Genomic DNA, 12,628 nt, shown 5'->3' with positions numbered 1-12,628 from the left:
GGCGCACGCATGAAAAAAGGCCGGCCCACGAGGGACCGGCCTTCCTGGATCCGCCGAAACGGCGCGGCGCTTAAACCTGCGCGCCGGCGTTCGGGTCGTCCGGATCGTGCGCGGTCTTCTTTTCCTTGATCAGGTCTTCGCGCTTGATGCCGAGCCACATCGCGAGCGAGCCCGCGACGAACACCGACGAGTAGATGCCGAACATGATGCCGACCGTCAGCGCGAGCGCGAAGTAGTGCAGCGTCGGGCCGCCGAAGAAGAACATCGACAGCACCATCATTTCCGTCGACGTGTGCGTGATGATCGTCCGCGACATCGTCGTCGTGATTGCGTGGTTGATCACTTCCTGCACGCTCATCTTGCGTTCGCGGCGGAACGTTTCGCGGATCCGGTCGAAGATGACGACCGACTCGTTGACCGAGTAGCCGAGCACCGCGAGGATCGCCGCGAGCACCGCCAGCGAGAACTCCCACTGGAAGAACGCGAAGAAGCCGAGAATGATCACGACGTCGTGCAGGTTGGCGATGATGCCGGCGACCGCGTACTTCCATTCGAAGCGGAACGACAGGTAGATCACGATGCCGATCACGACGCACGCGAGCGCGAGCAGACCGTCGGTCGCGAGCTCGCGGCCGACCTGCGGGCCGACGAACTCGACGCGTTGCAGCGTCACGTCGGGGCTCTGCGCCTTCAGCGCGGTCATCACCTGGTCGCTCTGCTGCGCGGACGTGAGGCCCTGCTTCAGCTGCAGGCGGATCAGCACGTTGCGCGACGTGCCGAAGTTCTGCACCTGCGCGTCGGCATAGCCGAGCTTGCCGAGCGTGTCGCGCACGGGCTCGAGCTGCGCGGCCTGCTGGTACTGGACCTCGATCACCGTGCCGCCGGTGAATTCGACGGACAGGTGCAGCCCGCGGTGGAACAGGAAGAACACGGCGGCGAGGAACGTGACCAGCGAGATCACGTTGAACACCAGCGCGTGCCGCATGAACGGAATGTCTTTACGGATGCGGAAAAATTCCATGGCTTCGTCTCCGGGGCCTTATTGGGTCGAGCCCGGTTTCTTCGGCGACACGCCTGGCTGCGCGCGGTTGCGCAGTTGCGGCTTGCCGGCGCGCGGCGCGTTGCCCTTCGCCGGTGCGGCGAGCTTCGCGGCGCGCGCGGTGTCGGTCGATTCGTCGGCCGCGTCGAACGCTGCGCCGGCGGCACCGGCTGCGGCGCCTTCCGGCTTCCACACCTGGCCGATCGCGAGCGACTTCAGCTTCTTGCGGCCGCCGTACCAGAGATTGACGATCCCGCGCGAGAAGAACACTGCGGAGAACATCGACGTCAGGATGCCGAGGCAGTGCACGATCGCGAATGCGCGAACCGGGCCCGAGCCGAACGCGAGCAGCGCGAGGCCGGCGATCAGCGTCGTGACGTTCGAGTCGAGAATCGTCGCCCACGCATGCGCGTAGCCGGACTGGATCGCGAGCTGCGGCGGCTGGCCGGCGCGCAGTTCTTCCCGCACGCGCTCGTTGATCAGCACGTTCGAGTCGATCGCCATGCCGAGCGCGAGCGCGATTGCCGCGATACCGGGCAGCGTCAGCGTCGCCTGCATCAGCGACAGCACCGCGACGAGCAGCAGCAGGTTCACCGACAGGCCGATCACCGAGATCACGCCGAACAGCATGTAGTACGCGACCATGAATACGGCAATCGCGCAGAAGCCCCAGATCACCGAGTGCACGCCCATCTTGATGTTGTCCGCGCCGAGGCTCGGGCCGATCGTGCGTTCCTCGATGATGTCCATCGGCGCCGCGAGCGAGCCGGCGCGCAGCAGCAGCGCGAGGTCGGCCGCGGCCTGCGGCGTCGGCTGGCCCGTGATCTGGAAGCGATCGCCGAGTTCGGACTGGATCGTCGCGACCGTCAGCACTTCGCCCTTGCCCTTCTCGAACAGCACCATCGCCATCGGCTTGCCGATGTTGTCGCGCGACACCGTGCGCACCGAGCGGCCGCCCGCCGAGTCGAGGCGGATGTTGACCGACGGACGCTGGTGTTCGTCGAAGCCGGCCGACGCGTCGATGATGCGGTCGCCGGTGAAGATCACGTCCTTCTTCAGCAGCACGGGCACCTGGTTGCCCTGCGTGAACAGCTCCTCGCCCGGCGGCACGGGATCGTTCGGGTTCGGGTGCGTGTTGATCGGGTCGGCGAGGCGCGCCTCGAGCGTCGCGGTGCGGCCGATGATGTCCTTCGCCTTCGCGGTGTCCTGCACGCCCGGCAGTTCGACGACGATGCGGTCGCTGCCTTGCTGCTGCAGGATCGGCTCGGACACGCCGAGTTCGTTCACGCGGTTGTGGAGGGTGGTCAGGTTCTGCTTGAGCGCGGCGTCTTCGACGGCCTTCTGCACGGCCGGCGTGAACGTGCCGACGACCTGCGTGCCGCCGCCGCCGGGCTGAGTCGCCCACTGCAGTTCGGTGATCGACGCGGCGAGCACCTTGCGGGCGTCCTCGGCCGTCTGCGCATCGCTGAAATTGACGACGACGGACTGGTCGACGCGGCTCACGCCGCCGTCGCGGATGTTCTTGTCACGCAGCAGCGTGCGGGCGTCGGACGCGTCGGAGTCGAGCTTCTTCGTGAGCGCGCCCGTCATGTCGACCTGGAGCAGGAAGTGGACACCGCCGCGCAGGTCGAGGCCGAGATACATCGGCAGCGCGTGCAGCGCGGTCAGCCAGCGCGGCGACGCGCTCTGCAGGTTCAGTGCGACGACGTACTGCGGATCGTTCGGGTCGGCGTTCAGCGACTTCTGCAGCAGGTCCTTGACGCGCAGCTGCGTATCGGTGTCCTTCAGGCGCACGCGGATGTTCGCGTTGGTCGCCGTGTTCTCGAACGTGATGTCGTCCGGCTTGATCTGCGCGGACGCGAGCGCGGATTCGACCTGGGTCAGCGTGGTCGAATCGAGCTTGACCGTGGCCTTGCCGCTCGACACCTGCACCGCCGGCGCTTCGCCGAAGAAGTTGGGCAATGTGTACAGAAGGCCGATGGCGAGCGCCACGACCATCACGACATATTTCCAGATTGGATAACGATTCATGAGGGGGCCGAACGGGTGGTTGGCGTGAAAGCGTCGCGTCCGGCGCCGCGGCGGCCCGCTCTCTCAGGCGGGCACGGCGCGGGGAGCCGGACGCTCGGTGAAAGCCTTACAGCGACTTGATCGTGCCCTTCGGCAGAATGGTCGTGACCGCGGCCTTCTGCACGGTGATTTCGGTGCCTTCGGCGATTTCGACGCCGATGTAGCCTTCGGTGACCTTCGTCACCTTGCCGACGAGGCCGCCGCTCGTGACGACTTCGTCGCCCTTCGCCATGGCCGCGAGCATGTTGCGGTGTTCCTTCTGGCGCTTCATCTGCGGACGGATCATGATGAAGTACAGCACCGCGAACATCAGGATGAGCGGCAGGAAGCTCATCAGGCTCGATTCGGCGCCACCGGCACCTTGCGCGAAGGCATTGGAAATGAACGGCACGTTGGTCTCTCCGTAGGGGAAGATCGAAAAATAAGCCGGTTATTCTACCACCGGCCCCATGCGCAAACGGCGCAGCAAATGCGCTTTCGGATCAAGCTGTTAAAGCGCGAACCGGCACCGTTGCAATGCATCTGGAAAGGCAATTGTAATGTTTGGCGATCACGACCGGTATCGCGACCGCTCAATTTAGTACTCGTCCTATGTGACGGGCAGCGGGCGGGCAGCCGTGCGGCTGGCGGCCCGTCAGTCGACGCCTGTCGCGCGATCCTCCGCGAAGCGCTGGCGGAACGCGTCGAACGTATGGGTCTCGATCGCGTCGCGAATCTCGCTCATCAGCTGCAGGTAGTAGTGCAGGTTGTGGATCGTGTTCAGCTGCGCGCCGAGGATTTCGCCGACGCGGTGCAGGTGATGCAGATAGCCGCGCGAGAAGTTCCGGCACGTGTAGCACGTGCAGCTCGCGTCGAGCGGCTTCAGCGAATTCTTGTGCGTCGCGTTGCGGATCTTCACGTCGCCGAAGCGCGTGAACAGCCACCCGTTGCGCGCGTTGCGGGTCGGCATCACGCAGTCGAACATGTCGATGCCGTTCGCGACGCCATCGACGAGGTCCTCCGGCGTGCCGACGCCCATCAGGTAGTGCGGCTTGTTGGCCGGCAGCTTCGGCCCGACGTGCCGCAGCACGCGCATCATGTCTTCCTTCGGCTCGCCGACCGACAGCCCGCCGATCGCGAGGCCGTGGAAGCCGAGCTCGGACAGGCCCGCGAGCGATTCGTCGCGCAGGTCCTCGAACATTCCGCCCTGCACGATCCCGAACAGCGCGTTCGGATTGCCGAGCCGGTCGAACTCGTCGAGCGAGCGCTTCGCCCAGCGCAGCGACATGCGCATCGAGTCGGCCGCCTCCTTGTGCGTGGTCGGCACGCCGTTGGTCGCGTACGGCGTGCATTCGTCGAACTGCATCACGATGTCGGAGTTCAGCACCTTCTGGATCTGCATCGACACTTCCGGCGACAGGAACAGCTTGTCGCCGTTGATCGGCGACGCGAACGTGACGCCGTCCTCGGTGATCTTGCGCAGGTCGCCGAGCGAGAACACCTGGAAGCCGCCCGAGTCGGTCAGGATCGGCTTGTTCCAGCCCATGAAGCCGTGCAGGCCGCCGTGCGCGTCGATCGTGTCGAGGCCGGGGCGCAGCCACAGGTGGAACGTGTTGCCGAGGATGATCTGGGCCTTGATCTCGTGCAGCTCGCGCGGCTGGATCGCCTTCACGGTGCCGTACGTGCCGACCGGCATGAAGATCGGCGTCTCGACCGTGCCGTGGTTGAGCTTCACGCGGCCGCGGCGGGCATGGCCGTCGGTCGTCAGCAGTTCGAATTCGAGCCCGTTCGCCGGGCGGTCCTGCACGGGGGCGTGCGCGTCGGCGTGCGCATGCGCGTGCGTATCGTGGGATGAACCTTCGGACATCGCGTCATTCTCCTTGCCACCGGAAAAAGCTTTGCATGGGACCGGAGTATGCGCTGAAGCGCTGACTCCGGATCGCAAGTCCGGCGCATGTTTGAAAGGCCGCCGGAAACCCGGCGGCGGGGAAAGCGGGTGCGCGCGAGCGTAGCGCGCGCAGCGTGAAAGCGGGGCGCAGCGGCCGCGCGGTGCGGCCGCCGTCGTCCGGGTGGTGCCGGCGGTGCGTGACGCGCTTACGCGCGCGGCGCCTCCGGCGTGTCGCGCCGCGTGAGCAGCATCGCGTCGCCGTAGCTGAAGAAGCGGTAGCGTTCGTCGATCGCGTGCCGGTAGGCGGCGCGGATCGTCTCGACGCCCGCGAACGCGGACACCAGCATCAGCAGCGTCGACTTCGGCAGGTGGAAGTTCGTGACGAGCCGGTCGACGACGCGGAAACGGTAGCCGGGCGTGATGAAGATGTCCGTTTCCGCCTGCGTCGCCGCGAGCGGGCGGCCCGCTTCGTCGGCGCTGCGCGCCGCGGCTTCGAGCGCGCGCATCGACGTCGTCCCGACCGCGATCACGTTGCCGCCGCGCGCGCGGGTCGCGGCGATCTTGTCGACGAGCGACTGCGGCAGGTCGTACCACTCGCTGTGCATCTTGTGCTCGGCGATGTTCTCGACGCGCACCGGCTGGAACGTGCCGGCGCCGACGTGCAGCGTCAGCGTCGCGCGCTCGACGCCCATCGCGTCGAGCTTCTCGAGCAGCGGCTGGTCGAAATGGAGGCCGGCCGTCGGCGCGGCGACCGCGCCCGGCTTGTTCGCGTAGACGGTCTGGTAGCGCGTCTCGTCGTTCGCGTCGGCGTCGTGCTCGATGTACGGCGGCAGCGGCAGGCGGCCGTGCTGCTCGATCAGCGTGAGGCACGGTTCCGGGAAGTGCAGCGTGAAGAACGGCTCGACGCGCTCGCCGACCGTCACGTCGAACGCATCGGCGAGGCGCAGCGTCGTGCCGGCGCCCGGCGACTTGCTCGCGCGGATCTGCGCGAGCGCCGTGTGGGTGCCGGTCACGCGCTCGATCAGCACCTCGATCCTGCCGCCGCTGGCCTTCTGGCCGAAGAACCGCGCCTTCAGCACCTTGGTATCGTTGAACACGAGCAGGTCGCCGCGCGCGATGCACGACGGCAGCTCGGTGAAGCGGCGGTCGACGAGACGTGCGGGCTCGACGGTGCCGTCGACCTCGAGCAGGCGGCTCGCGGTGCGGTCGGGCAGCGCGGTTTGCGCAATCAGCTCGGGTGGCAGATTGAAATCGAAATCGGAAAGCGTGAACATGCGGGCTGGTTCGAAACGGCCGGCGGGCGCCGCCGACAGGGCGGAAACGCGTAAATGGGGCGCGCGAGCCGCTATGATGGCGGGATGCGCGGCCTGGCCGGCGCCGTTCGTTCGGACGACGTGAAAGCCGCTATTGTACTTGCCTTGCGAAGCACCCAGACGATCCGATGCCCGTGTCACCCCGCCGTTCCTCCGCCGCCGTTGCCGATTCCGCCGATCCGTTCGACGCGGACGATGCCGCGTCGCCCGTGCAGCGCGAAGCGCCGCGCGGTGCGGCATCGCGTCGCGCGGGCCCGAAGCGCGGCGCCGACGGGCGGCTCGCGCAGCCGGCCGCGGCCGGCGTCGCAGCAGGCGCGGGCGGCGACGAGGCGCACGTAGAGGATGCAGCCGGCGCGTCCGGCACGAAGCGCAAGAAGAAGCCGGCCGCCGACAAACCGGTGAAGACCGCCGACAAGCTCGCGAAGCTCGGTCTCACGCGCTCGATCGATCTCGTGCTGCACCTGCCGATGCGCTACGAGGACGAAACCACGCTCACGCCGATCGGCGAACTGCTGCCGGGCGGCATCGCGCAGACCGAGGGCGTCGTGTTCGACAACGAGGTCGCGTACCGGCCGCGCCGCCAGCTCGTCGTGAAGATCCGCGACGACGACGGCGAGCAGCTGGTGCTGCGCTTCCTCAATTTCTACGGGTCGCAGGTCAAGCAGATGGCCGTCGGCCAGCGGCTGCGCGTGCGCGGCGACGTGCGCGGCGGCTTCTTCGGGATGGAGATGGTGCATCCGGCCGTGCGCGTCGTCGAAGCCGACGCACCGCTGCCGCAGGTGCTCACGCCCGTCTATCCGAGCACGGCCGGCGTGTCGCAGGCGTACCTGCGCAAGGCGATCGAGAACGCGGTCGAGCGCACGCCGCTGCCCGAGCTGCTGCCGCCCGAAATCGAGCGCGACTACCTGAAGCCGCTCGGTGTGCCGACGCTCGCGCAGGCCGTGCGGATCCTGCATCACCCGGGCGTCGATTCCGACGAAGCCGCGCTGATGGACGGCTCGCATCCGGCGTGGACGCGCATCAAGTTCGAGGAGCTGCTCGCGCAGCAGCTATCGCTCAAGCGCGCGCACGAGGAGCGCCGCACGCGCGCGGCGCCCGCGATGCCGCGCCGTACCGCGGCCGACGCCGATGCGCTGACCACGCGCCTGTACGCGGCGCTGCCGTTCACGCTGACGGGCGCGCAGTCGCGCGTGGTCGACGAGATCGCGCACGACCTCACGCTCCCGCACCCGATGCAGCGGCTGCTGCAGGGCGACGTCGGCAGCGGCAAGACGGTCGTCGCGGCGCTGGCCGCGACACAGGCGATCGATGCCGGCTACCAGGCCGCGCTGATGGCGCCGACCGAAATCCTCGCGGAACAGCACGCGCGCAAGCTGCGCGCGTGGCTCGAGCCGCTCGGCGTGTCGGTCGCGTGGCTCGCCGGCAGCCTGAAGGCGAAGGAGAAGCGCGCGGCGGTCGAGGCGGCGGCGCTCGGCACCGCGCAGCTCGTGATCGGCACGCACGCGATCATCCAGGACACCGTCGAGTTCGCGCGGCTCGGCCTCGTGATCGTCGACGAGCAGCACCGCTTCGGCGTCGAGCAGCGGCTCGCGCTGCGCGCGAAGGCGGCGAACGCGGCCAACGGCGCGCGCGACTTCCAGCCGCACCAGTTGATGATGTCGGCCACGCCGATTCCGCGCACGCTCGCGATGACGTACTACGCGGATCTCGAGGTGTCGACGATCGACGAACTGCCGCCGGGCCGCACGCCGGTGCTCACGCGCGTCGTCGGCGACGCGCGTCGCGACGAGGTGATCGCCCGCGTGCGCGAGGCCGCGCTGACCGGCCGCCAGGTGTACTGGGTGTGCCCGCTGATCGAGGAGAGCGAGACGCTGCAGCTGCAGACGGCTGTCGAAACCTACGAGACGCTGGCCGCGGCGCTGCCCGAGCTGAAGGTCGGGCTCGTGCACGGGCGGCTGTCGCCGGCCGACAAGGCGGCCGTGATGGACGCGTTCACGCGCAACGACGTGCAGCTGCTGGTCGCGACGACCGTGATCGAGGTCGGCGTCGACGTGCCGAACGCGTCGCTGATGGTGATCGAGCATGCGGAGCGCTTCGGCCTCGCGCAGCTGCATCAGTTGCGCGGCCGCGTCGGGCGCGGCACCGCGGCCTCCGTGTGCGTGCTGCTGTACAGCGGGCCGCTGTCGCTCACCGGCCGCGAGCGGCTGAAGACGATGCGCGAGACCACCGACGGTTTCGAGATCGCGCGGCGCGACCTCGAGATCCGCGGCCCCGGCGAATTCCTCGGCGCGCGGCAGTCGGGCGCGGCGATGCTGCGCTTCGCGAACCTCGAGACCGACGGCTGGCTGATCGACCCGGCCCGCGACGCGGCGGCGCGACTGATCGCCGCGTATCCGGACGTGGTCACGCAGCATCTCGCGCGCTGGCTCGGTGCGCGCGAGCAGTATCTGAAGGCGTGAGCGTGCATTCGGGGTCGGATTTAAATCGCCATTGCCCGCATATTCGACGTTGCGCGATGAAGAGAAACTTGGCGAACCGGGGCCAACGGGTGTATAAATTAAACCTATCGCCCGTATATCTCTGATTGACCCACAATGACCCTGACTGAACTGAAGTACATCGTCGCGGTCGCGCGCGAGCGGCATTTCGGCCGCGCGGCCGAAGCATGCTTCGTGAGCCAGCCGACGCTGTCGGTGGCGATCAAGAAGCTGGAAGACGAGCTCAACGTGCAGATTTTCGAGCGCGGCGCGAGCGAAGTGAGCGTGACGCCGATCGGCGACCAGATCGTCACGCAGGCGCAGCGCGTGCTCGAGCAGACGTTCGCGATCAAGGAGATCGCTAAGCAGGGCAAGGATCCGCTCGTCGGCCCGTTCCGCCTCGGCGTGATCTACACGATCGGGCCGTACCTGCTGCCGACGCTCGTCAAGCAGATGATCCAGCGTGTGCCGCAGATGCCGCTGATGCTGCAGGAAAACTACACGCTGAAGCTGCTCGAACTGCTGAAGCAGGGCGAGATCGACGCGGCGATCATGGCGCTCCCGTTCCCCGAAACCGGCCTGATGGTGCGGCCGCTGTACGACGAGCCGTTCGTCGTCGCGCTGCCGGCCGGCCACCCGTGGGAGAAGCGCGACGAGATCGATGCCGAGGACCTGAAGCAGGAGACCATGCTGCTGCTCGGCAACGGCCACTGCTTCCGCGATCACGTGCTCGGCGTGTGCCCGGAGCTGATGCGCTTCTCGCAGACGGCCGACGGCATCCAGAAGACCTTCGAGGGCTCGTCGCTCGAAACGATTCGCCACATGGTCGCGAGCGGCGTCGGCATCACGGTGCTGCCGCGGATGTCGGTCGCCGAGATCGGCCCGCGCGCGAACGGCCCCGACGCCGAGCTGCTGTCGTACGTGCCGTTCAACGAACCGGTGCCCGACCGCCGCGTCGTGCTCGTGTGGCGCAAGAGCTTCACGCGGATGCCCGCGATCGACGCGATCAGCGAGGCGATCGCCGCGTGCGAGCTGCCGGGCGTCGCGAAGCTCGACATGCCGGCGACGATGAACTGAGCCGCATGCGGCACGCATGCGGGCAACCGATGAACGGGGTCTTGCGACCCCGTTTATTTTTCCCTATCGCATAGATGTAATTTATCAAATTCACATATTTGATAGATGAAACTAGAATCTTCCACATGGATCGGCGTCACGGCGACAAGCGCGATCCGCGCGCTGAATGCAAGCGTCAAAGGAGGATGTCATGATGCGATCGGTATTGCAGCACGCGCAACGGAACATTCCGTCGCGCGACGAGGTCGTCAATCGTGCGAGGGCCGCGGTCCGCAGTCTTCGGCCGATTGCGTTCGCGTACCTGGCAGATCGTGTGTATGGCGGATGAGTGCCGCCGCACGCCGGTCGTGTGTTTCGCCGTTTCACCCGTCGTCCGGCCATGAGGGAGCGCTGCAGGTCCGAGGTCCGAAACCGCACGGAACGCCGCCCCCTGGCACCCCGTAGCACGACAGGAATCAACCTGTTCCGTTTCATCCCCCCGCAATGCTCCACGAACCGCGCCCGGCAAGTGGGGGCCCACGAGCAAGCAAAGGAGAAAAAGCATGTCGACCGAATCGAAATGTCCGTTCAACCATACGGCGGCCGGCGGCACGTCGAACAAGGACTGGTGGCCGAATCAGCTGAACCTCAACATCCTGCACCGGCATTCGGCGCTGTCCGATCCGATGGATCGGGATTTCGACTACGCGCAGGCGTTCAAGCAGCTCGACCTCGTGGCGGTGAAGCGCGACCTGCATGCGCTGATGACCACGTCGCAGGACTGGTGGCCCGCCGACTTCGGCCATTACGGCGGCCTGTTCATCCGGATGGCCTGGCACAGCGCCGGCACGTACCGGATCGCCGACGGCCGCGGTGGTGCGGGCGGCGGGCAGCAGCGCTTCGCGCCGCTGAACAGCTGGCCGGACAACGCGAACCTCGACAAGGCGCGCCGGCTGCTGTGGCCGATCAAGCAGAAGTACGGCCGCAACATCTCGTGGGCCGACCTGCTGATCCTGACCGGCAACGTCGCGCTCGAATCGATGGGTTTCAAGACCTTCGGCTACGCGGGCGGCCGTGCCGACACGTGGGAACCGGACGACGTCTACTGGGGCTCGGAAAAGATCTGGCTGGAACTGAGCGGCGGGCCGAACAGCCGCTACTCGGGCGACCGTGACCTCGAGAACCCGCTCGCGGCCGTGCAGATGGGCCTGATCTACGTGAACCCGGAAGGCCCGGACGGCAATCCCGACCCGGTCGCGGCGGCGCGCGACATCCGCGAGACGTTCGCGCGGATGGCGATGAACGACGAAGAAACGGTCGCGCTGATCGCCGGCGGCCACACGTTCGGCAAGACGCACGGCGCGGGCCCCGCATCGAACGTCGGTCCGGAGCCGGAAGCGGCGGGCATCGAGCAGCAGGGGCTCGGCTGGAACAGCACGTACGCATCGGGCAAGGGCCACGACGCGATCACGAGCGGCCTCGAAGTTACGTGGACGTCGACGCCGACGAAGTGGAGCAACGACTTCTTCAAGCACCTGTTCAGCTACGAATGGGAGCTGACGAAGAGCCCGGCCGGTGCGCACCAGTGGGTCGCGAAGGATGCCGACGCGGTGATTCCGGATGCGTTCGATCCGTCGAAGAAGCACCGTCCGACGATGCTGACGACCGACCTGTCGCTGCGCTTCGATCCGGCCTACGAGAAGATCTCGCGCCGCTTCTACGAGAACCCGGCCGAATTCGCCGACGCGTTCGCGCGCGCATGGTTCAAGCTCACGCACCGCGACATGGGGCCGCGTGCACGCTATCTCGGCCCGGAAGTGCCGGCCGAGGAACTGCTGTGGCAGGACCCGATCCCGGCCGTCGACCACGCGCTGATCGACGCTGCCGATGTCGCCGCGCTGAAGGCGAAGATCCTCGCGACGGGCCTGAGCGTGTCGCAGCTCGTGTCGACCGCATGGGCGTCGGCCTCGACGTTCCGCGGTTCGGACAAGCGCGGCGGCGCGAACGGCGCGCGCATTCGCCTCGCACCGCAGAAGGACTGGGAAGCGAACCAGCCGGCGGCGCTCGCGGCGGTGCTCGAGACGCTCGAAGGCGTGCAGAAGGCGTTCAACGATGCGCAGACGGGCGGCAAGAAGGTGTCGCTCGCCGACCTGATCGTGCTGGCCGGTGCGGCCGGCGTCGAGCAGGCTGCGAAGAACGCGGGCGTCGCGATCACGGTGCCGTTCGCGCCGGGCCGGATGGATGCATCGCAGGAGCAGACCGACGTCGACGCGATGGCCGTGCTCGAGCCGGTGGCGGACGGTTTCCGCAACTACCTGAAGAGCGCGTACAAGACGCCGGCCGAGGCGCTGCTGGTCGACAAGGCGCAGCTGCTGACGTTGACGGCGCCCGAGATGACCGTGCTGGTCGGCGGCCTGCGGGTGCTCGGCGCGAACGTCGGCGGCTCGAAGCATGGGGTGTTCACCGATCGTCCGGGCACGCTGTCGAACGACTTCTTCGCGAACCTGCTCGACATGCGTACGGAGTGGAAGCCGGTGTCGGGCGCGAACGACGTGTTCGAAGGGCGAGACCGTGCGACGGGCCAGGTGAAGTGGACCGGCACGCGTGTCGACCTGATCTTCGGCTCGCACTCGCAGCTGCGTGCGCTGGCCGAGGTGTACGGCAGCGCGGACGCGAACGAGAAGTTCGTGCGCGACTTCGTCGCGGCCTGGAACAAGGTGATGAACCTCGACCGCTTCGACCTCGCGTGAATGCGGTGACGCGCTAGCGCGGTCACGCTGCGACGTGAAACGGCCGGTCGCACGAC

The 12,628-nt window shown here is 67.5% G+C and carries 8 protein-coding genes; 3 read left to right on the top strand and 5 right to left on the bottom strand.

Annotated features, from left to right (window positions below):
- Positions 1-70: 70 nt before the first annotated feature.
- From secF to queA, 5 genes are all read right to left on the bottom strand, one after another.
- Positions 71-1,021 carry a protein translocase subunit SecF gene (secF, locus tag Q3A80_RS08270; RefSeq protein WP_446328578.1) on the bottom strand — a complete coding sequence of 317 codons (951 nt, stop codon included), beginning with the start codon at positions 1,019-1,021 and terminating at the stop codon, positions 71-73.
- An 18-nt stretch (positions 1,022-1,039) separates the two neighbouring features.
- Positions 1,040-3,070 (bottom strand): protein translocase subunit SecD, encoded by a 2,031-nt coding sequence (gene secD, locus Q3A80_RS08265; protein WP_446328577.1) that lies wholly within the window; start codon positions 3,068-3,070, stop codon positions 1,040-1,042.
- Between the two features lie 106 nt (positions 3,071-3,176).
- On the bottom strand, positions 3,177-3,500 hold the full coding sequence (gene yajC, locus Q3A80_RS08260) for a preprotein translocase subunit YajC (protein WP_006476868.1): 324 nt from the start codon (positions 3,498-3,500) through the stop codon (positions 3,177-3,179).
- 243 nt (positions 3,501-3,743) lie between these two features.
- Positions 3,744-4,955, bottom strand: a complete 1,212-nt coding sequence (tgt, locus tag Q3A80_RS08255) for a tRNA guanosine(34) transglycosylase Tgt (RefSeq protein ID WP_446328576.1) — start codon at positions 4,953-4,955, stop codon at positions 3,744-3,746.
- A 227-nt stretch (positions 4,956-5,182) separates the two neighbouring features.
- Positions 5,183-6,250 carry a tRNA preQ1(34) S-adenosylmethionine ribosyltransferase-isomerase QueA gene (gene queA / locus Q3A80_RS08250; RefSeq protein ID WP_446328575.1) on the bottom strand — a complete coding sequence of 356 codons (1,068 nt, stop codon included), beginning with the start codon at positions 6,248-6,250 and terminating at the stop codon, positions 5,183-5,185.
- A gap of 167 nt (positions 6,251-6,417) precedes the next feature.
- Between queA and recG the strand changes: the two genes are divergently transcribed.
- The 3 genes from recG (at position 6,418) to katG (ending at position 12,572) form a co-directional block, all read left to right on the top strand.
- Positions 6,418-8,748, top strand: a complete 2,331-nt coding sequence (gene recG, locus Q3A80_RS08245; protein WP_446328574.1) for an ATP-dependent DNA helicase RecG — start codon at positions 6,418-6,420, stop codon at positions 8,746-8,748.
- A gap of 135 nt (positions 8,749-8,883) precedes the next feature.
- Positions 8,884-9,843 carry a hydrogen peroxide-inducible genes activator gene (locus tag Q3A80_RS08240; protein ID WP_059465434.1) on the top strand — a complete coding sequence of 320 codons (960 nt, stop codon included), beginning with the start codon at positions 8,884-8,886 and terminating at the stop codon, positions 9,841-9,843.
- A gap of 542 nt (positions 9,844-10,385) precedes the next feature.
- The gene (gene katG / locus Q3A80_RS08235) at positions 10,386-12,572 is read left to right on the top strand and encodes a catalase/peroxidase HPI (protein WP_446328573.1); all 2,187 of its coding nucleotides are present in this window, start codon (positions 10,386-10,388) and stop codon (positions 12,570-12,572) included.
- The last annotated feature ends 56 nt before the right edge of the window (positions 12,573-12,628 follow it).

The sequence above is a fragment of the Burkholderia sp. SR8 genome (assembly GCF_052851275.1).
Note: the sequence above shows the minus strand (reverse complement) of the source record. Positions and strands in the feature narration are given on the sequence as shown.

Excerpts from the sequence above, each read along its gene's own strand:
- secF (WP_446328578.1), bottom strand. The coding sequence starts at position 1,021 with ATGGAATTTTTCCGCATCCGTAAAGACATTCCGTTCATGCGGCACGCG.
- secD (WP_446328577.1), bottom strand. The coding sequence starts at position 3,070 with ATGAATCGTTATCCAATCTGGAAATATGTCGTGATGGTCGTGGCGCTC.
- tgt (WP_446328576.1), bottom strand. The coding sequence starts at position 4,955 with ATGTCCGAAGGTTCATCCCACGATACGCACGCGCATGCGCACGCCGAC.
- queA (WP_446328575.1), bottom strand. The coding sequence starts at position 6,250 with ATGTTCACGCTTTCCGATTTCGATTTCAATCTGCCACCCGAGCTGATT.
- recG (WP_446328574.1), top strand. The coding sequence starts at position 6,418 with ATGCCCGTGTCACCCCGCCGTTCCTCCGCCGCCGTTGCCGATTCCGCC.
- Q3A80_RS08240 (WP_059465434.1), top strand. The coding sequence starts at position 8,884 with ATGACCCTGACTGAACTGAAGTACATCGTCGCGGTCGCGCGCGAGCGG.
- katG (WP_446328573.1), top strand. The coding sequence starts at position 10,386 with ATGTCGACCGAATCGAAATGTCCGTTCAACCATACGGCGGCCGGCGGC.